This window comes from Nonomuraea sp. B5E05 (genome assembly GCF_039880665.1).
Classification (GTDB): Bacteria; Actinomycetota; Actinomycetes; order Streptosporangiales; family Streptosporangiaceae; genus Nonomuraea.
Genome location: NZ_JBDPMJ010000037.1, coordinates 20,964 through 38,557, shown reverse-complemented (window position 1 = coordinate 38,557; position 17,594 = coordinate 20,964). Strand labels below are relative to the sequence as shown.

General features: G+C 70.0%; 17 protein-coding genes. 9 read left to right on the top strand and 8 right to left on the bottom strand.

Annotated elements, in window-relative coordinates; genetic code table 11:
* The first annotated feature begins 15 nt into the window (after positions 1-15).
* Both ABGB01_RS40890 and ABGB01_RS40885 read left to right on the top strand, forming a co-directional pair.
* Complete coding sequence (locus ABGB01_RS40890) at positions 16-597, top strand: TetR/AcrR family transcriptional regulator (RefSeq protein WP_347616091.1); 582 nt, start codon at positions 16-18, stop codon at positions 595-597.
* Between the two features lie 188 nt (positions 598-785).
* Positions 786-1,370 carry a DUF6879 family protein gene (locus tag ABGB01_RS40885; protein WP_347779273.1) on the top strand — a complete coding sequence of 195 codons (585 nt, stop codon included), beginning with the start codon at positions 786-788 and terminating at the stop codon, positions 1,368-1,370.
* A 21-nt stretch (positions 1,371-1,391) separates the two neighbouring features.
* On the opposite strand, the gene ABGB01_RS40880 is transcribed toward ABGB01_RS40885, so the two are convergent.
* The 3 genes from ABGB01_RS40880 to ABGB01_RS40870 are packed head-to-tail and all read right to left on the bottom strand — an operon-like array spanning position 1,392 to position 3,337.
* Complete coding sequence (locus tag ABGB01_RS40880) at positions 1,392-1,805, bottom strand: DNA-binding protein (protein ID WP_347779272.1); 414 nt, start codon at positions 1,803-1,805, stop codon at positions 1,392-1,394.
* Positions 1,787-2,071: a hypothetical protein gene (locus ABGB01_RS40875; protein ID WP_347779271.1), complete on the bottom strand. Its 285-nt coding sequence runs from the start codon at positions 2,069-2,071 to the stop codon at positions 1,787-1,789. Before ABGB01_RS40875 ends, ABGB01_RS40880 begins: the two co-directional genes overlap by 19 nt.
* Positions 2,072-2,113: 42 nt before the next feature.
* Positions 2,114-3,337, bottom strand: coding sequence for an acyl-CoA dehydrogenase family protein (locus tag ABGB01_RS40870; RefSeq protein ID WP_347779270.1), 1,224 nt, complete (start codon positions 3,335-3,337; stop codon positions 2,114-2,116).
* Positions 3,338-3,458: 121 nt separating this feature from the next.
* On the opposite strand from ABGB01_RS40870, the gene ABGB01_RS40865 reads away from it, so the two are divergent.
* The gene (locus tag ABGB01_RS40865) at positions 3,459-4,142 is read left to right on the top strand and encodes a TetR family transcriptional regulator (protein ID WP_347779268.1); all 684 of its coding nucleotides are present in this window, start codon (positions 3,459-3,461) and stop codon (positions 4,140-4,142) included.
* 28 nt (positions 4,143-4,170) lie between these two features.
* On the opposite strand, the gene ABGB01_RS40860 is transcribed toward ABGB01_RS40865, so the two are convergent.
* From ABGB01_RS40860 to ABGB01_RS40845, 4 genes are read right to left on the bottom strand one after another with little or no spacing between them, the layout of a single operon-like run.
* On the bottom strand, positions 4,171-6,087 hold the full coding sequence (locus ABGB01_RS40860; RefSeq protein ID WP_347779266.1) for a DUF6807 family protein: 1,917 nt from the start codon (positions 6,085-6,087) through the stop codon (positions 4,171-4,173).
* A complete protein-coding gene (locus ABGB01_RS40855) occupies positions 6,087-7,139 on the bottom strand; it encodes a mandelate racemase/muconate lactonizing enzyme family protein (protein WP_347779265.1) in 1,053 nt (350 codons plus the stop codon). The genes ABGB01_RS40860 and ABGB01_RS40855 overlap by 1 nt, the downstream gene beginning before the upstream one ends.
* Entirely contained in the window at positions 7,136-8,008 is an 873-nt protein-coding gene (locus ABGB01_RS40850; RefSeq protein WP_347779263.1) for a 5-dehydro-4-deoxyglucarate dehydratase, read from the bottom strand. Before ABGB01_RS40850 ends, ABGB01_RS40855 begins: the two co-directional genes overlap by 4 nt.
* A complete protein-coding gene (locus ABGB01_RS40845; protein ID WP_347779261.1) occupies positions 8,005-8,895 on the bottom strand; it encodes an NAD(P)-dependent oxidoreductase in 891 nt (296 codons plus the stop codon). The genes ABGB01_RS40850 and ABGB01_RS40845 overlap by 4 nt, the downstream gene beginning before the upstream one ends.
* A gap of 192 nt (positions 8,896-9,087) precedes the next feature.
* On the opposite strand from ABGB01_RS40845, the gene ABGB01_RS40840 reads away from it, so the two are divergent.
* From ABGB01_RS40840 to ABGB01_RS40815, 6 genes are all read left to right on the top strand, one after another.
* Positions 9,088-10,041: a LacI family DNA-binding transcriptional regulator gene (locus tag ABGB01_RS40840; protein ID WP_347779260.1), complete on the top strand. Its 954-nt coding sequence runs from the start codon at positions 9,088-9,090 to the stop codon at positions 10,039-10,041.
* Between the two features lie 213 nt (positions 10,042-10,254).
* Complete coding sequence (locus tag ABGB01_RS40835) at positions 10,255-11,217, top strand: sugar ABC transporter permease (RefSeq protein ID WP_347779259.1); 963 nt, start codon at positions 10,255-10,257, stop codon at positions 11,215-11,217.
* Positions 11,201-12,067: a carbohydrate ABC transporter permease gene (locus ABGB01_RS40830; RefSeq protein WP_347616080.1), complete on the top strand. Its 867-nt coding sequence runs from the start codon at positions 11,201-11,203 to the stop codon at positions 12,065-12,067. Before ABGB01_RS40835 ends, ABGB01_RS40830 begins: the two co-directional genes overlap by 17 nt.
* A gap of 46 nt (positions 12,068-12,113) precedes the next feature.
* Positions 12,114-13,397: an extracellular solute-binding protein gene (locus ABGB01_RS40825; RefSeq protein WP_347779257.1), complete on the top strand. Its 1,284-nt coding sequence runs from the start codon at positions 12,114-12,116 to the stop codon at positions 13,395-13,397.
* 22 nt (positions 13,398-13,419) lie between these two features.
* Positions 13,420-14,712 carry a Gfo/Idh/MocA family oxidoreductase gene (locus ABGB01_RS40820; RefSeq protein ID WP_347779256.1) on the top strand — a complete coding sequence of 431 codons (1,293 nt, stop codon included), beginning with the start codon at positions 13,420-13,422 and terminating at the stop codon, positions 14,710-14,712.
* Entirely contained in the window at positions 14,702-15,742 is a 1,041-nt protein-coding gene (locus ABGB01_RS40815) for a hypothetical protein (protein ID WP_347779255.1), read from the top strand. The genes ABGB01_RS40820 and ABGB01_RS40815 overlap by 11 nt, the downstream gene beginning before the upstream one ends.
* A gap of 55 nt (positions 15,743-15,797) precedes the next feature.
* Here the strand turns inward: ABGB01_RS40815 and ABGB01_RS40810 are convergent, their stop codons facing one another.
* Positions 15,798-17,582, bottom strand: a complete 1,785-nt coding sequence (locus ABGB01_RS40810) for an ABC transporter substrate-binding protein (RefSeq protein WP_347616076.1) — start codon at positions 17,580-17,582, stop codon at positions 15,798-15,800.
* Positions 17,583-17,594 lie beyond the last annotated feature (12 nt).

The following is a 17,594-nucleotide window of genomic DNA, read 5'->3' as shown; positions in this document are numbered from 1 at the left end:
GGTAGAGTGGCGACCATGGCACGACCCAGGGAGTTCGACGAGCAAGACGTGATCGCCAAGGCGACCGACCTGTTCTGGCGTCGCGGCTACAACGCCACGTCCGTCCGTGACCTGGGCGCCGAGCTCAGACTCAAGCAAAGCAGCCTGTATCGCACCTTCAACGACAAGCGCACACTGTTCTTGCGGACGCTGGACCACTATCGGGCGACGGAGTCCACGCAAGCGGAAGAACAGCTCAGCGCCGCCGGCCCCAGCCTCGAAGTCCTGCGGGAATGGCTGATCTGGATGATCAGCCACGAGGCCGGTCGCGGCTGCTTCGTGGTCAACACGGCTGCCGAACTCGGCACCACCGACCCCGAGATCCAGCAAAAGACCGAGGCCGCGTTCGAAGTCACCAGGAAAACCCTGGCGTCACTGCTCCGCCGCGGCATCCGCGACGGCGACCTGCCCGCCACACTGGACGTTGACGCCGCAGTGGAGCTGCTGTTCACGACGGTGCTTGGACTACGCGTACGCGAACGCACCGGACACGACCCCCAACGGCTCGCCACGGCGATCGACTTCACGATCAGAACGCTCGCGACCTCCGCGACCTGACCACGCCTGTCCCGGCCGCGGAGCGGCGAGGGACCGACCGCCCCCGCCGTGATTCGGCAGGGTTGTGATAGCCGGGCCTGCCCGTATGCATCGAGCGCGTACGCGCCGCACCAGGCTGGCCGCTTCCGTTTATCCGAGGGCCGGCCGGTGATAGGCAGGGTAACGGCCGGCGACGAGGGACAGTTTCCATGCTTGAGCGCATCCACGAGATACCGGCCGTCTCGCTGAGCGCCGACGACTACCTCGACGACTTCTGGCCCAGCTACCGCCGGATGGACGGCGTGTTGTGGAAGGTCGAGCGGGTGCAGAGCTTCTCCGACGCCGGCGAGCCGGGACGGGCCGCGCTGACGGCGGGCGACCGGGTCCGCTCCTTCAGGCTGATCGACGACGGGCAGGCCGCGTCCGGGGGGTTCGCGCGCAGGCGGCTGCGGATCGTCGAGCCGCCCCTCACCTCCTACCTGCGCTGGGAGATGCACGTGCTGGCATCGCGCGGCGCGGTGGGCGAGGAGGTGCGGGTGCTCGCCGCCCAGCAGGTGGCCGACCTGGAGATCGACCGGCGGTTGCCCGAGCTGGTGGTGCTGGGGACCTCGGTGATGTACGAGGTGACGTACGACGCTCTCGGCCTGCACAGCGGCGCCCGGCGGATCGACGACCAGGAGGTGATCGCCGCCTGCCGGGGCGATCTGGACAAGTTGTTCGCCGCGGGCGAGGACCTTGAAGGCTATTACGAGCGCGAGATCCTCCCGCTCACCGCACCGCGGGTGCCTTCCTGACCAGCGGAGAGCATTCGGCGCTCATATCCCGACGAGGTGTACCCGATCTCCGCAGAGCTTCTTCATGTCGTCCACATCCGAGGTCAGCATGACGACGGGCCGTTGTTGTCGTATGGCCATTTCGGCGACCGCAGCGTCGATCGCGTACTTGTGTCCGTGCAGCCCCGTGCCGAGCAGAAGAGCGGACGCCGCTCTGGCCTCCTTGTCGCTGATCGGCGAGATGCGGAAGCCTGACAGGAGCCAGGCCAGCCGGGCCTGGTCGGTGCGGCGATGTGTGGCCTCCACGATGGTGAGCGCGTTGATCACGACCTCCATGCCCCGGTGACGAGCCTCGGCCACCTGCGCGACCGTGGGCTCGTGGTCGTCGAGCAGCTTGGAGAGACCCTCGCAATCCAGGACGAGGGTCCCCTCGTGGCTCAGCTTGCGGCGGGCCACTGGGCCTCATCGGCGAACACTTCGTCGAAGATCTGACGCGCTTTGTCCTGCTCCTGCGCGGATATCGCGCCCTTGCGCCGCTCGTAGTCGGCGAGATATTCGTCCAGGATCTGGCCTCGCAGCTCGCGCTCGACCGCCGCCGCGACGTAGGCAGAGAATTCGCGCTTGCCGACCCTCTCGCTTATGGCCGCAGCCGTGCCTTCCGGCAGGGAAAGGCTGACCCGGGTCGCAGGACCTTCGCCGATGCCGTACGAATCTTCTTTCATGGGGACAGATTATCAATGAAGTAGGAAAATGTCCTGCCGACATTAGAGGGGCAGGTCGCCGGTGGCGGAGGCGGTGGAGCCGGTGGCCTGGTAGGCGGCGATGGTGCGTTCGGCGATGCGCATCTGGTGGATCTCGTCGGCGCCGTCGGCGAAGCGGGCCCAGCGGGCGTGCTGGAACATGTGCGCCAGCGGCGTGTCCGTCGAGTAGCCGAGCGCCCCGTGCACCTGGATGGCCCGGTCGATGATGCGGTTGAGGCTGTTCGCGACGAAGTGTTTGGCCATCGAGACCTCAGTGCGGAAGTCCTCGCCCTTGTCGATCTTCGAGGCGGCGTGCAGCACCATCAGCTTGCACTGGTAGAGCTCCATGGCCGAGTCGGCGATCAGCCACTGGACGCCCTGCTTTTCGGCCAGCAGGGAGCCGTGGCTGTAGCGGGTGAGCGCGCGGCCGACCATCATGTCCAGGGCGGTCTCGGCCTGTGAGATCCAGCGCATGCAGTGGGCGAGCCGGGCCGGGCCCAGGCGATGCTGGCCGAGCCGGTGGCCGTTGCCCCGGCCGCCGAGGATCTGGCTGCCGGGCAGCCGCAGGTCCTCGATGAGGATCTCGCTGTGGCCGGTCGAGCCGTGCATCGTCTCGACCTCGCGCACGTCGTTCCAGCCGGGGTCGGGCAGGTCGACGAGGAAGGCGGTGTTGGCGCCGCGCGAGCCGGCCGGCACGTCCTGCTCGGTCCTCGCGATGAGGATGGCGAAGTTGGCGCGGCGGGCGTTGGAGATGAACCACTTGTGGCCGTTGATCACCCACTCGTCGCCGTCGCGTACGGCGGTCGTCTGGATCAGGGTGGGGTCGGAGCCCGCGACCTCCGGCTCGGTCATGGCGAAGCACGACATCTTGGTGCCCTCCAGGAGGGGCCGGAGGTATTTCTCCTTCTGCTCGTCGTTCGCCCAGTGCAGCAGAGTGTGCATGTTGCCCTCGTCGGGGGCCTGGCAGTTGAGCACCCACGGGCCGATGCGGGTCTTGGCCGCCTCCGACTGCACCATGGCCAGCTCCACGTGGCCGAGGCCCATGCCGCCCCACTCCTTCGGCATGTGGGGCAGCCACAGGCCCTCGGCCCTGGCGAGGGAGCGCAGGTGGAAGATCGTGCGGAGGTAGGCGTCGCGGTCGCCCTCCGCCACCTCCTCCATGGCGGGGGCCACGGTGCCCTGGATGAAGGCGCGGACCCGCTTGCGGATCTCCTCGTGCTCGGGGGCGAGGGTGAAGTCGATGGCCATGCTGCTCCTTACGGTGAATCGGTGGGGTGGTGCCTCCCCGGTCAGCCCTCAATTTCACCGATAGTACTATCGGTGAAAATCCGCACAAGGGGAGACGCGTCACGGGAGGGGAAGGCCGTCGATGACGAGCACACCGCTCAGCAGGAGCGAGGCGAAAGACCTGACCCGGCGCAGGCTGATCAGGGCCGCGCTCGCGATCCTCGACGAGGAGGGCGAGGCCGGGCTGACCACCGTCAAGGTCGCCAGGGCCGCCGGCATCGCGCAGTCGAGCTTCTACGTGCACTTCAAGGACATGCAGGACCTGCTGAGGGTGCTCGCCGAGGAGGGCGGCCGGCGGCTGCGCCACTCCATGCGCGAGGCGCGCAGGGCCGCTCGCGAGGCCCCCGGCGACCTCGAACGCCACCGCGACACCTTCCGCATCCCCCTGGAGGCCATCTGCCGCCACCCCGAGCTGCTCCGCATCCAGTTGCGGGCCCGGCACGACCCGTCGTCCTCGCTGCGCGGCTTCGCCACGGAGACCGCCGCCGCCTACCGCGAGCACCACGCCACCGACCTGGCCGCCCTCGGCTACACCGCCGACGACGAGCACGACAGGCGGCGGCTCGAAATGATCGCCGACGGCATCAACGCGGCCACCAACGCCCTGGCCATCGGCCACCTGGAGGGCCGCTACCCCGACCTCGACGAGGCGGCCGACATCCTGGTGGCCCTGTCGCGGGGGGCGCTGCGCCTGCTCAGGTCCGGCGCGGGCCGTGACGAGGGCCCGCGCCCTCCGGAGCCCGCCGACCCGGCGCCGCGCGACTAGGGCGCAGCGCCCGGCGGGCGGTCAGGGCTCAGAGCGCGGCGGCGAGCGCGACGGCCGCCGCGTGGTCGAGCCGGCCGTCCACCACCGCCGTGACGACACGCCTGGTCAGCGTGTCCGCGACGATCAGCGGCCGGTCCCAGGCCAGCGCCTGGCCCACCCCCGGATACTCCTCGACGCGTACGAACCAGGGGTCGTCGCCGTCCTGCGCGAACACCAGCGTCCAGTCCCGCCCGTCCGGGTCGGTGCCGGACATGGCGATCCAGCGGTCCCGGCTGCCGTGCACCGCCCGCTCGTCCCCCGGCAGGGTCGTCCTGGCGGTCGAGGAGCCGGGGGCGCGCCAGAAGAAGCCGCCGTAGCCGGCGCCCGCGCGGCCCTTGGTGGCCGAGCTGTTGATCTCCAGCTCGGCTCCGGTGAGGTTGGTGAGCGTGAACGCGAAGTCCAGGGCCCAGGCGTCCTGGAGCGGCCGTACGGTGATCGTGCGCTCCTCGCGGGCCATCAGCCTGCCGCCGGGCCCGATCCACTCCAGTTGCTCGACGAAGCCGCCGTCGTCGAGCCGCGAGAACGCCACGTGCCGCTGGACGCCGTGGTCGTCGAGCCAGGTGGGCCCCTGGTCCCTGACGTAGGTGCGGCCGCCCCAGAAGTTCGCCCCGCCCAGGTCGGCGATGGCCACCCCGGCGCCGAGGTGGTGGACGTGGTCCTCGGGCCTGACCTCGGTGACCTCGACGCCGCCCAGCGTACGCACCCGGTGCAGGTAGGGGCGGGGGGAGCCGGTCGCCGGCAGGTCGGGCCGCGTCTCGTAGCGGGCCACCGGGCGGTCGCCGGCCAGCAGCTCCACCCGGGTCCATGGCACGTCCAGCTCGGAGTAGAGCGCCAGCCGCTCGGCGCTGCGGGCGGTGAGGCCGGCGATGTCCGGCAGGACCCGGCGCACGACCGCGCCCCCGCCGTCCCGCTCGACCTCCTGGTGCCGCTCGGCGATCGGCAGCGGCTCGGGCGCCAGCCGCACCGCGTCCAGCACCTGCGTGAACCTCTCCGTACGGGCCAGCGGGACCAGCAGCGGGGTCCCCGCGCGCACGTGGTCGAGCAGGTTGTCCAGCAGGTCGGTACGGTCGTACACGGTGGTCGTGACCGACCCGTCCGGCAGCTCGACCCTGACGCTGTCCTGGGTGTAGACGAGCGTGGCCCGGCCCGCGTCGCCGTGCACCACCAGATACGGCTCGTGCCGCTCCGGCGCGCACAACGACACCGCGACGGTGAGCACGAGGCCGTCGTCGAGGCGGATCCGCACGCAGGACGTGTCGTCCGACTCGATCGTGTTGGCGCGGTAGAGCTCGGTCTCGATGTCCGCGATCGGGCTGTCCACGAGGGCCAGGGCGGTGGCCACGGCGTGCGCGAACGGGTTGGTGAGCGCGCCGTCCACCACGTCGGCGCCGTCCAGCCGGCGCCTGCCCGACCAGGCCGAGCGGGTGAAGTAGGAGGCGGGACGCTCCCAGGCGCCCGCGCCGCCGATGCCGCGCACCCGTCCGAGGCCGCCGCCCGCGATCAGGTCGCGCAGCGCCGGGATCGCCTCGGAGCCGAGCGACTGGAAGCCGACCTGGCAGGCCAGCCCCGTCTCCGCGACGGCGGCGGCGATCTTCTGGTGCGCCTCGGGCGTCGCGGCCGGCGGCTTCTCCAGCAGCACGTGCGAGCCCGCGTGCAGCGCGGTCACCGCGAGGTCGGCGTGGGTGTGGATCGGCGTGCAGATGATCGTGATCTCCGCGCCGGTCTTCGCGATCAGCTCGCGCAGGTCGGGCGACTGCAGGGGCGCGCCGAAGCCGACCTCGACCGGGCGCACGTCGCAGATCCCGGCCAGCTCGGCCACGCCGGAGTCCGACAGCAGGTGCAGCTGACGCAGGTGGTGCCGGCCGTGCCCGTGGGCTCCGGCCAGCACGATCCTCGCGGGCGTCATCACGACCACCTCAGCCCGAGCCCGGCGTGCGCGCCCGCGCGGAGGGCGCCGCCGGAGATCTGCACCGGGTACGGCTCGGCCAGCAGCCCGAGGGCGGCGAACGAGGCGTCCTCCACGTCCTCGACCATGGCGGGCAGCGGCAGGGCCAGCGCGAGCTGCCCCGACATCTCGCTCAGCAGGTGCGGGTAGACCGGCACGTCGTACGTCCTGGCCAGCTCCACGATCCGCAGGAACGGCGTGATGCCGCCGACCCGCGCCACGTTCGGCTGGACGACGTCGCACGCGCCGGCCGCGAGCAGGTCGCGGAAGCCGTACGTGGTGTAGACGTTCTCGCCGACGGCGACCGGCACGTCGGTGGAGCGGCGCAGCTCCACGTGCGCGGCCACGTCGTCGGCGGGCAGCGGCTCCTCGATCCAGTGCAGGTCGAACGCGCGCAGCGCGGCGAGGGCCCGCCGCGCCCGGTGCAGGTCCCACCGCTGGTTGGCGTCGATCATCAGCAGCCGGTCGGGGCCGATCACCTCGCGGACCGCGGCCACCCGGGCCACGTCCTCGGCCAGGTCGGGACGGCCCACCTTGATCTTGACGCCCCGGTAGCCGGCCGCCACCCAGCGGCGGGCCTGCGCGACCAGCTCCTCCAGGGGGTAGTGCAGGTTGACGCCGCTGCCGTAGACCGGGACCTCGTCGCGCCGCCGCCCGAGCACGCCGGCCAGGTCGCGCTCGCCGCAGCGCAGGTCCCACAGCGCCAGGTCGACGCCGGCCAGCGCGACGGTGGTGATCCCGCCGGGGCCCGCCTCCCGCAGGCGCCGCCAGAGCCGGTCCCACACCACCTCGGGGTGCGGGTCGAGGCCGATCAGCGCCTCCCGCACGTCGTGGTCGAGCAGCGCCTTGACGGCGTGCGCGCCGATCTGCGGCGTCCACGAGAAGCCGCTGCCGGTGCGCCCGTCCGCCAGCGTGACGTGGGTGACGATCACGTGGTTGGCCGGCACGTCCGCGCCCCAGGGACGGGGCAGCGGGACGCTGCGCAGCTCGGTACGCAGCTCGGCGACGGTCATGACGCCACCAGTTCGAGACCGGTCTTGATCAGCGCCTCCAGCTCCTCGAGATGCTCGCCGGTGACGTCCACCAGCGGCGGGCGGACGCCGCCCACGTCCAGGCCGCGCAGCCGGACGCCGGCCTTGACCAGCGAGACCGGGTAGCCGGGGACCTTGCCGCGCAGCCGTACGAGGGGGGCGTAGAACTCCGTCAGCAGCCGCTCGTCGCCCTTCAGGTAGGCCGTGGCGATCTCCGGCGCGAACGCGAACACCGCGCTGGAGTAGAGCTCCACGCCGATGCCCCGGTAGGCGGGCATGGTCAGCTCGGCCGTCGGCAGCCCGTTGAAGAACAGGAACCCGGGGAACATCTCGCGCACGGCCAGCACGGTCCGCTGCATCCGGTCGATGTCGCCCAGGCCGTCCTTGAGCCCGATCACCCCGGGGATCCCGGCCAGCTCGACCACGGTGTCGGGCTCCAGCACGACCGTGCCGCGCTGGTAGATGATCACCGGCAGCTCGGCGGCGATCGCCGACACGTACGCGGCGTAGCCGTGCCCCGGCCCCTGCGCCAGGTACGGCGGCATGAGCAGCAGCCCGTCCGCGCCCGCCTCCTTGGCGGCCCGCGCCTGGCTCAGCGCCGCGCCGAGCGGGCCGCCCGCGCCCGCGAACACCGGCACCCGGCCGCCCACGGCCTCGGCCGTCACCCGCACCGCGCGGGCGTGCTCAGACTCCGACAGGGCGGAGAACTCGCCGGTGCCGCAGGCTGCGAAGACGGCGCCCGGGCCGTGCTCCATGCGCTGGGAGACGTGCTCGGCCAGCACCTCCTCGGCGAGCCCGCCGCCGGCGTCGAACGGGGTCACGGGGAAGAACAGCACACCGCTGAGATTCATCGAACGTCCTTGAGTTCGGTGCGCCAGCTCCGCTTCGGCTGCCAGCCGAGCAGGCGCTCTGCCTTGGTGATTGAGAAGGCCGGGGTGGTGCCGGTGAGCCCGGCCGCCAGCTGCTCGGTGCCGGGCACGGCCTGGGGGAGCAGCTCGGCCAGCGGCTTCCTGGCCAGCGCGTCGGCGGCGCCGGCGAAGAAGACCTCGCCGTTCGGCAGCTCCGGCAGGGCCTGGGCGAGCACGGCGATCATGTCGGCGGCGTCGCGGGAGTCGATGTAGTTGAACAGCGAGACACCGGCGAGCTCCGGCCGGTCCAGCCGCTCCTTGACGGTGTGCCCCGACTGGGTCGGCGCGCCCGCCCACTCCTCGGGCGGGATGACGAAGCACGGCCGGACCGCGGCCATCCTGGTCCTCCCGGCCACGGCGAAGGCCTTCATCGTCTGCTCGGCCGCCACCTTGGACAGGTTGTAGGCGTTCCACGGCCGCACGGGGTGTTCCTCGTCGATCGGCAGGTACGCCGGCGCCCAGCCGCCGGGGGCGCCGTACCCGAGCACGGTGGGGCTGCTGGCCACGACCACGCCGGCCACGCCGAGCGCCACGGACGCTTCGCAGACGTTGTACGCCAGCTGGGTGTTGACCTTGTAGATCACCGACTCCGGGCGGCTGAAGGGGGTGGCGATCGCGGCCAGATGGATCACCGTCTCCGGCCGGAATCGGGCGATCGTCTCGAACGCCTCTCCCGTGTCGGTGAGGTCGGCGGGTAAGGTGGCGGCGGCCTCACCTGGGGTTCCTGGGGCGCGGTCCACGCCGATGACCTCGTGCCCGGCCTTCGCGAGCGTTGTGACCACGCTGCGGCCGAGGCGTCCTGCGCTTCCGGTGACGAGGACTCTGCTCACCGTGAGGGGCTCCTTCAAGACTGCAAACAGTTGCACTAAACCTTTGTGTCAGGAAGGGCAGGGCGTCAAGAGGTGATTTCATGACCGGCGGTCTAGCTGGGGTTTTCTGGTTGCTCAGGGTGCGGGATAGTACAGCAAGCGCTTTCATCTGCCCCATGGCCTCTGCAAGCGGTTGCGTTAGGGTGTGCGATTGTGACTGTGACGATTCGTGATGTGGCCCGGGCCTCCGGTGTGCATGTATCGACCGTGTCGCGGACGTTCTCCGCGCCGCACATGGTGAACGCCGCCACCCGCACGAGGGTGCTGACGGTGGCCGAGGAGCTCGGATACCGGCCCAACAGGGCGGCCAGGGCGCTCACGACCGGGCGCACCCACAATCTCGGCCTGATCGTGGCCGACATCGCCAACCCGTTCTTCCCGCCGCTGATCAAGGCCGCCCACGCGGCCGCCAGGCAGCGCGACTACCACCTGTTCGTGGCCGACACCGACGAGGAGCCGGCCGCCGAGGAGGAGCTGGTGCAGGCGTTCTCCAAGCAGGTGGACGGCGTGGTGCTGTGCAGCCCGCGCTCGTCCAACAAGGCGCTGGAGCGGCTGGCCGAGCGGGTGCCCTTCGTGGTGATCAACCGGCGGCTGCGGGGGGCCGCCACCGTGCTGATGGACGTCGGCCACGGCGCCAGGCTGGCCGTCGAGCATCTGGCCGGGCTCGGGCACCGCAGGGTGGCGCTGGTGTCGGGTCCCGCCGGCTCGTGGACGAGCGCGGAGATCCGCGCCGCCGCCGAGCAGGTGCCGGGAGTGGAGCTCGCCGTCATCGGCCCCAACGCGCCCACGGAGCGGGGCGGCTTCGCCGCGGCGGGCCGGGTGCGCGACGCCGGGGTGACCGGCGTGCTGGCCTACAACGACCTGGTCGCGATCGGGCTCATCGAGGGCCTCGGCGATCTGGGGCTGAGCGTTCCCGCGGACGTGAGCGTCGTGGGGATCGACGATATCGTTCCAGGACGGCTCAACCGTCCCAAACTCACCACGGTCGCCATGCCCACCGCCGCGGCGGGGCGGCTCGCGGTCGATCTGCTCATCCAGGAGGTGAGCGCCACCACCTCGTTGGAGACCCGGCTGGTCGTCAGGGATTCCACGGCTGCTCCGCGTTAGCGGAGAACTGCAAACGGTTGTACTAAACGAGGGGCAAATTCATCTGACTTCTGTCGAGGCCAACTCGTCTAGCTGGGCAAACACCTCAACGATATATCGGTAACGGCTAGGTAACGCCTGCAAAGGGTTGACGCATCTTTCGTGCCAGCTATAGGAAAGCGCTATCCAGTACTCATCTCGCCGGAGGGTTCTTCATGAGGAGTGAGTTCCGTCATGGCTGACTCGGTGGCGGTGAAGCCCCGGGAGGCGGTGACCGGACCCGCGCGTGGTGGCGGACACCGCTCCACGAAACGCTCCCGTCGCGAGGCGCGGGCCGCCTATCTCTTCCTGGCCCCCTGGTTCGCCGGCCTGCTCGTCATCACGATCGGCCCGATCCTCGCCTCGCTCTACCTGTCGTTCACCGACTACAGCCTCCTGGAGGAGGCCAAGTGGGTCGGCTTCGACAACTACGTCAAGATGTTCACCGAGGACCCGAGGTACATCTCCTCGCTGAAGGTCACCACGATCTACGTGGTCGTCTCGGTGCCGCTGCAGCTCGCCTTCGCGCTCGCGCTGGCCCTGGTGCTCGACCGAGGGCTGCGCGGCCTGGCGATCTACCGCTCGATCTTCTACCTGCCCTCGCTGCTCGGCGGCAGCGTCGCGATCGCGATCCTCTGGCGCAAGGTCTTCGGGGCCGACGGCCTGGTCAACGCGCTGCTCGGGGCATTCGGCATCCAGGGCCCCGGCTGGGTCGGCCACCCCGATTACGCCCTCAGCACGCTGATCATCCTGCACGTGTGGACGTTCGGCGCCCCCATGATCATCTTCCTGGCCGGGCTCCGCCAGATCCCCAGCAGCTATTACGAGGCCGCCGCGGTCGACGGCGCCGGCCCTCTGCGGCAGTTCAGGGCGATCACGCTGCCGCTGCTGACGCCGATCATCTTCTTCAACCTGGTGCTCGAGATCATCAAGTCGTTCCAGTCGTTCACGCAGTCGTTCATCGTGAGCAACGGCACCGGCGGCCCCGCCGACTCGACGCTGTTCTACACGCTCTACCTCTACCTGAACGGTTTCAGGGACTACGACATGGGCTACGCGGCCGCGATGGCGTGGGTCCTGCTGCTCATCATCGCCGGGCTGACCGGGGTGAACTTCCTCGCTTCCAAGTATTGGGTCTTCTATGGCGACACCAAGTAGGCCGCTTCCGGTTCTGTTCCGCCCGCTCAAGGGCGGACCGGTGGTCAAGCACCTCCTGCTGATCGGCTTCGGCGTGATCATGCTCTATCCGCTGCTCTGGATGGTCTCCAGCTCGCTCAAGCCGGAGGAGCTCATCTTCCGGCAGCCCGGCCTGCTGCCGAACGAGGTCACGCTGGACAACTACACCGAGGGCTGGACCGCGCTGAAGCACCCCTTCGGCTACTACCTGTGGAACTCCGCGGTCATCACCGCGCTGTCGGTGGTGGCGAACCTGGTGGCCTGCTCGCTGGCCGCCTACGCCTTCGCGCGGCTGAACTTCCCGCTGAAGAAACTCTGGTTCACGATCATGCTGGGCACGATCATGTTGCCGCACCACGTGGTGATCGTGCCGCAGTACATCATGTTCTCCGAGCTGGACCTGATCAACACGATCTGGCCGCTGGTCATGCCGAAGGTGCTGGCCACCGACGCGTTCTTCATCTTCCTCATGGTGCAGTTCATCCGCACCCTGCCGAGGGAGCTGGACGAGGCGGCCGAGATCGACGGCGCGGGCTACTGGCGCATCTTCATCAGGGTCGTCATGCCGCTCTCGCTGCCCGCCCTGGCCACCACCGCGATCTTCACGTTCATCTGGACGTGGAACGACTTCCTCAGCCAGCTGCTCTATCTCAACAACCCGGACAACTTCACTGTCCCGGTCGCGTTGCGGACGTTCCTGGACTCTAGTGGAGAGTCGTCGTGGGGCCCTATGTTCGCCATGTCGATCATCGCGCTCGGCCCGATCTTCGGCTTCTTCCTGGCCGGGCAGAAGTACCTGATCCGTGGTGTCGCCACCACGGGACTGAAGTAGTTACCCCACCCCCCAACCCAAGAAGACCCCCCTAGGAGGTAGAGCCGTGAGCTCTGGCAAGAAGATGTGGTCGGCGGCCCTGCTCGCCACCGCCGTGCTGGCGGTCACCGCGGCCTGCGGCAGTGACAGCGGCGGCGAGAGCGCCGACGGCAAGGTCAAGGTGCGCTTCTCCTACTGGGGCAGCGACGCGCGGCAGAAGATGACCGAAGAGGCGATCAAGAAGTTCGAGGCGAAGAACCCGAACATCGACATCGAGGGCGAGTTCTCCGACTTCGGCAGCTACTACGAGACGCTGGCCACCAAGGTCGCGGGTAACGACGCGCCGGACGTCATCACCATCGAGATCCGCGGCCTGCGCGAATACGCCGAGCGCGGCGCGCTGGCCGACCTCGCCGGCAAGGTCAACACCGCCGACATCGACGCCAAGGTGCTGGCCACCGGCTCCCTCGACGGCAAGCAGTACGCCATCCCCACCGGCGTCAACGCCTTCAGCCTGGTCGTCAACCCGGACCTGGTCGAGAAGAACGGGCAGAAGCTGCCCGACGACACCACGTGGACCTGGAAGGACTACGTCGACCTGGCGACGAAGATCACCGCGGAGAGCGGCGGCAAGGTCTTCGGCACGCAGCAGAGCTTCAACCCGGGCTACCTGCAGATCTTCGCCGCCCAGCGCGGCGAGCAGTTCTACCAGGGCAACAAGCTCGGCATCTCGCCTGACACGCTCAAGGCGTGGTGGGCCAACATGCAGGACCTGATCAAGTCCAAGGGCACCCCCGACGCCGCCAAGAGCGTCGAGATCGGCGCCCAGAGCGTGGACCAGTCGCTGCTCGGCACCAACACCGGTGCGATGGGCATGTGGTGGAGCAACCAGCTCGGCGCCATCAACAAGGCGTCGGGCCAGGAGGTCGGCCTGCTGCGGATGCCGAAGGCGGAGGGCGCCACCACCGGCGGCATGTTCCTGCAGCCGGCGATGCTCTACACCGCCTCGTCGAAGACCGAGCACCCGGCCGAGGCCGCCAAGTTCATCGACTTCATGATCAACGACCCCGAGGCGGGCGAGATCATCCTGAGCGACCGCGGCCTGCCGGCCAGCTCCAAGGTGCTGGCGGCGGTCAAGGACAAGCTGCCGGCCACCGACATCAAGACGCTCGACTTCATCGACGAGGTCAGGAGCGAGCTGTCGGACCCGCCGGCCGCGCCGCCCAAGGGCGCCAGCGCCATGGAAGACATCCTGACGCGGTATTCGGAGGAGGTCCTGTTCGGCAGGATGACCCCCGACGACGCCGCACAGAAGTTCCTGACCGAGGCCAACGCCTCGATCGCGGGCTGATCCTTCGCGACAAAGGAGAGACATGAAGTACGCGTTCGTCGGGCTCGGGCACCGCGCGCAGATGTACGTCGACGCGCTGCTCGGGGAGTGGCGCGACGCCGGCACCATCGTCGCCCTGTGCGACACCAACCGCACCCGCATGGACTACTACGCCGAGCGGATCGGTGCCCAGGTGCCGCGTTTCTCGCCCGCTGAGTTCGGCAAGGTGCTCGAGCTCGCCGACGCGGTCATCGTCACCACGGTCGACGCCGCGCACGCCCGTTACGTGTGCGCGGCGCTCGACGCCGGCAAGGACGTCGTCGTCGAGAAGCCGCTCACCGTCGACGCCGAGGGTTGCGCGGCCATCGCGGCGTCGGCCGAGCGCAGCAGCGGCAAGCTGATCGTCACCTTCAACTACCGCTACTCGCCGCGCAACTCCGCCGTGCGCCGCATCCTCGTGGACGGCGCGATCGGCGAGGTGACCTCCGTGCACTTCGAGTGGACGCTCGACACGATCCACGGCGCCGACTACTTCCGCCGCTGGCACCGCGACAGGGACAGCTCGGGCGGCCTGCTCGTGCACAAGTCCACCCACCACTTCGACCTGGTCAACTGGTGGCTGGCGGCGGCGCCCGAACTGGTCTTCGCCCAGACCGACCTGCGCTTCTACGGCGCCGAGAACGCCAGGAAGCGCGGGCTCGACCCCCGTCCCGAGCGCGGGCAGGGCGCCCCCGGCCTGGGCAGCGACCCGTTCATCCTGGACATCTCCGCCGACCCGCGCCTCAAGCGCCTCTACCTCGACGCCGAGCACGAGGACGGCTACGTGCGCGACCAGGACGTCTTCGGCGAGGGCGTCACCATCGACGACAACATGTCCGTGCTGGTGCGCTACACCAACCGCGCGATCATGACGTACTCGCTGCACGCCCACGCCCCCTGGGAGGGTTACCGCGTGGCCTTCAACGGCACGGAGGGGCGGCTGGAGCTGGACGTCGTCGAGCGGGAGTGGACCCCGCCGCACGCCGCCATCGACCCGAGCGCCGCCTCCAAGGAGCACGCGTCGGGGGCGTGGGAGCGGCTGACGCTGCGCCGCCACTGGAGCAGGCCGGAGGAGGTGCCGATCGAGAGCGGGGCCGGCGGGCACGGTGGTGGGCATGGCGGTGGCGACCGCCTGCTGCTCGACGACGTCTTCCGCGGCCCTGGCGGCGACCCGCTGGCGCGGCAGGCCGGCTACCGCGACGGCATCCGCAGCGTGCTGACGGGCGTCGCGGCCACCATGTCCGCCCGCACCGGGGCCCCCGTGGTCCTGGAGGACGACGGCACGCGTGTTCGCTGAGCTGGCGGAGATCGCCGCGGCGCAGCGCGGGCTTCACCCCGTGCTCGGGGGGCCCGAGCTGCGCGCGGCGGCCCGTACGGCGATGGGGGTGCTCGACCTGGCCGCCGGTGACGTGCGGGTCGAGCGCACCTGGACCGACGGCGACCTGGCGGGCGAGGAGCTGTCCTGGTCGGTGGGGTTCGGGCCGCGCACCCGCGCGTTCCTGCTGCGCCCGCGCGACGCGGACGGGCCGCTGCCCGGGGTGGTGGCGCTGCACTGCCACGCCGGGATGAAATGGGCCGGGAAGGAGAAGATCGCCGACGGTCCCGAAGGGCCGTCGCCCGAGGTGATCAGGCTACGGCAGGACCTGTACGGCGGGCGCGCGTTCGTCAACGAGCTGGCCCGCCGGGGCTTCGCGGTGCTCGCGCACGACGTGTTCGTCTGGGGCAGCCGCCGCTTCCCGCTGGAGACCGGGGACGGCCCGGAGAGCGAGGCCGACCGCTACGACCTGGCCGCCGTCGCGCACGAGCACGTCGTGGCCAAACACTGCGCGATGCTCGGCACGTCGTTCGCGGGCGTGGTCGCGGGCGAGGACCTGGCCGCGGCGGCGTACCTGCGCTCCCGGCCGGACGTCGGGCCGGTCGGGTGCGCGGGCCTGTCGGGCGGCGGGCTGCGCGCCGGGCTGCTCGGCGCCTTCGACCCGCAGGTGCGCGCGGTCGTCGTCGCGGCGATGATGTCCTCCTACCGCGACATGCTCGGCGGGCACGTCGCCAAGCACACCTGGATGTTCTACCCGCCGGGGCTGCCCCGGCTGGGCGACTGGCCCGACCTGGTGGCCGCCCGCGCCCCCGGCCCTCTCATGGTCCAGTACGCCCTGCGCGACGACCTGTTCCCCGAGCCGGGGATGCGGCGCGCCCACGCCACGATCGGCGAACGTTACCGCGACGCCCCGGAAGCGTACGAGGCGGTGTTCGCCGACGTGCCGCACAGCTTCGACGTGCCCATGCAGGAGCGGGCCTTCGACTGGCTGGCCCGCCGGTTGGCGGGCTGACGGACGGCCGCCGCCCGGCCTGCCACGGGCGGCGGCGCTCCTGCCACGTGCGGTGCTAGTCGGACTTCTTCCAGGTGGCGATGAGCTTGTCGTAGTCGAGCGTCTCGGGCTTGCCGCGCTCGTCGGTCAGCTTCGGCGCGGGGGCGCCGGGCTGGTCGTACCAGTACTGGGCGTCACGCTCCGGGTTGAGCTTCGGCGCGCACTGGCCGCCGTAGCCCTCCCGCTCGCGTGAGAGCCGCTCCAGCCGGGACAGGATGTCGTCCTGCTGCTTGGCCAGGTTGTCCATCGACTGCTGCGGCGTGGTCTCGCCGGTCACGGCCGTGGCCACGTTCTGCCACCACAGCTGGGCCAGCTTGGGGTAGTCGGGCACGTTGGTGCCGGTCGGGGTCCACTGCTTGCGGGCCGGCGAGCCGTAGAACTCGATGAGCCCGCCGTACTTCTTGGAGTTCTCGGCGAAGTAGTCGCTCCTGATGTCGGAGTCGCGGATGAACGTCAGGCCGACGATCGACTTCTTCAGCGACACGGTCTTCGACGTGACGAACTGCGCGTACAGCCAGGCGGCGGCCCTGCGCTCCTCCGGCGTGCTCTTCAGCAGCGTCCACGAGCCCGCGTCCTGGTAGCCGAGCTTGTTGCCCTCCTTCCAGTACGCCCCGTGCGGGCTCGGCGCGATGCGCCACCTGGGCGTGCCGTCCTCGTTGACCACGGACAGCCCTGGCTTGGTCATGTCGGCGGTGAACGAGGTGTACCAGAAGATCTGCTGGGCGATGTGGCCCTGGGCGGGGACCGGGCCCGCCTCGCTGAAGTTCATGCCCGCCGCTTCCTTGGGGGCGTACTTCTTGAGCCAGTCGACGTACTTGGTGAGCGAGTAGACCGCCGCGGGGCCGTTGGTGTCGCCGCCGCGCGTGACGGACGAGCCGACCGGGCGGCAGTTCTCGACCCTGATGCCCCAGTCGTCCACCGGCAGGCCGTTGGGGATTCCGGGGTCGCCGTTGCCCGCCATGGACAACCACGAGTCGGTGAAGCGCCAGCCCAGCGACGGGTCCTTGCGGCCGTAGTCCATGTGGCCGTAGACCTTCTTGCCGTCGATGGTGCCGTCGCCGTTGACCTTGTTGGTGAAGAAGTCGGCGATGTCCTCGTAGGCCGCCCAGTTGACCGGCACGCCGAGGTCGTAGCCGTAGGCGTCCTTGAACTGCTTCTTGATGTCGGGGTCGGTGAACCAGTCGTAGCGGAACCAGTAGAGGTTGGCGAACTGCTGGTCGGGCAGCTGGTAGATCTTCTTGTCGGGGCCGGTGGTGAAGCTGATGCCGATGAAGTCGTCGAGGTCGAGCGTGGGCGAGGTGACGTTCTTGCCCTCGCCGGCCATGTAGTCCGACAGCGGGAGCACGTAGTCGCCGCGCGAGTGGGTGCCGATGAGGTCGGAGTCGTTGACGTAGGCGTCGTAGATGTTCTGGTCGCCCTGGATCTGGGTCTGCAGCTTCTCGATGACGTCACCCTCCTGGATCAGATCGTGCTTGATCTTGATCCCGGTGATCTCGGTGAACGCCTTGGCCAGCTGGCGCGACTCGTACTCGTGCGTGGTGATCGTCTCGGAGACCACGTTGATCTGCATGCCCCGGTACGGGGCCGCGGCCTTCATGAACCACTCCATCTCGGCGAGCTGCTCGTCCTTGCTCAGCGTGCTCGGGGTGAACTCCTCCGACACCCACCGCTGGGCGGCGGCCCGGCCGTCGGCCTCCTTGAAGTCGCTCGTGGGCTTGTCCGCGCCCTGCGTGCAGCCGGCCACCACCAGGATGAGCGCCGCCGCCCCCATGGTCGCGGACCTCGTCGTCCGTCGCCTCATCGTCTGACTCCC

Excerpts from the sequence above, each read along its gene's own strand:
- ABGB01_RS40890 (WP_347616091.1), top strand. The coding sequence starts at position 16 with ATGGCACGACCCAGGGAGTTCGACGAGCAAGACGTGATCGCCAAGGCG.
- ABGB01_RS40885 (WP_347779273.1), top strand. The coding sequence starts at position 786 with ATGCTTGAGCGCATCCACGAGATACCGGCCGTCTCGCTGAGCGCCGAC.
- ABGB01_RS40875 (WP_347779271.1), bottom strand. The coding sequence starts at position 2,071 with ATGAAAGAAGATTCGTACGGCATCGGCGAAGGTCCTGCGACCCGGGTC.
- ABGB01_RS40870 (WP_347779270.1), bottom strand. The coding sequence starts at position 3,337 with ATGGCCATCGACTTCACCCTCGCCCCCGAGCACGAGGAGATCCGCAAG.
- ABGB01_RS40865 (WP_347779268.1), top strand. The coding sequence starts at position 3,459 with ATGACGAGCACACCGCTCAGCAGGAGCGAGGCGAAAGACCTGACCCGG.
- ABGB01_RS40860 (WP_347779266.1), bottom strand. The coding sequence starts at position 6,087 with ATGACGCCCGCGAGGATCGTGCTGGCCGGAGCCCACGGGCACGGCCGG.
- ABGB01_RS40855 (WP_347779265.1), bottom strand. The coding sequence starts at position 7,139 with ATGACCGTCGCCGAGCTGCGTACCGAGCTGCGCAGCGTCCCGCTGCCC.
- ABGB01_RS40850 (WP_347779263.1), bottom strand. The coding sequence starts at position 8,008 with ATGAATCTCAGCGGTGTGCTGTTCTTCCCCGTGACCCCGTTCGACGCC.
- ABGB01_RS40835 (WP_347779259.1), top strand. The coding sequence starts at position 10,255 with ATGGCTGACTCGGTGGCGGTGAAGCCCCGGGAGGCGGTGACCGGACCC.
- ABGB01_RS40830 (WP_347616080.1), top strand. The coding sequence starts at position 11,201 with ATGGCGACACCAAGTAGGCCGCTTCCGGTTCTGTTCCGCCCGCTCAAG.
- ABGB01_RS40820 (WP_347779256.1), top strand. The coding sequence starts at position 13,420 with ATGAAGTACGCGTTCGTCGGGCTCGGGCACCGCGCGCAGATGTACGTC.
- ABGB01_RS40810 (WP_347616076.1), bottom strand. The coding sequence starts at position 17,582 with ATGAGGCGACGGACGACGAGGTCCGCGACCATGGGGGCGGCGGCGCTC.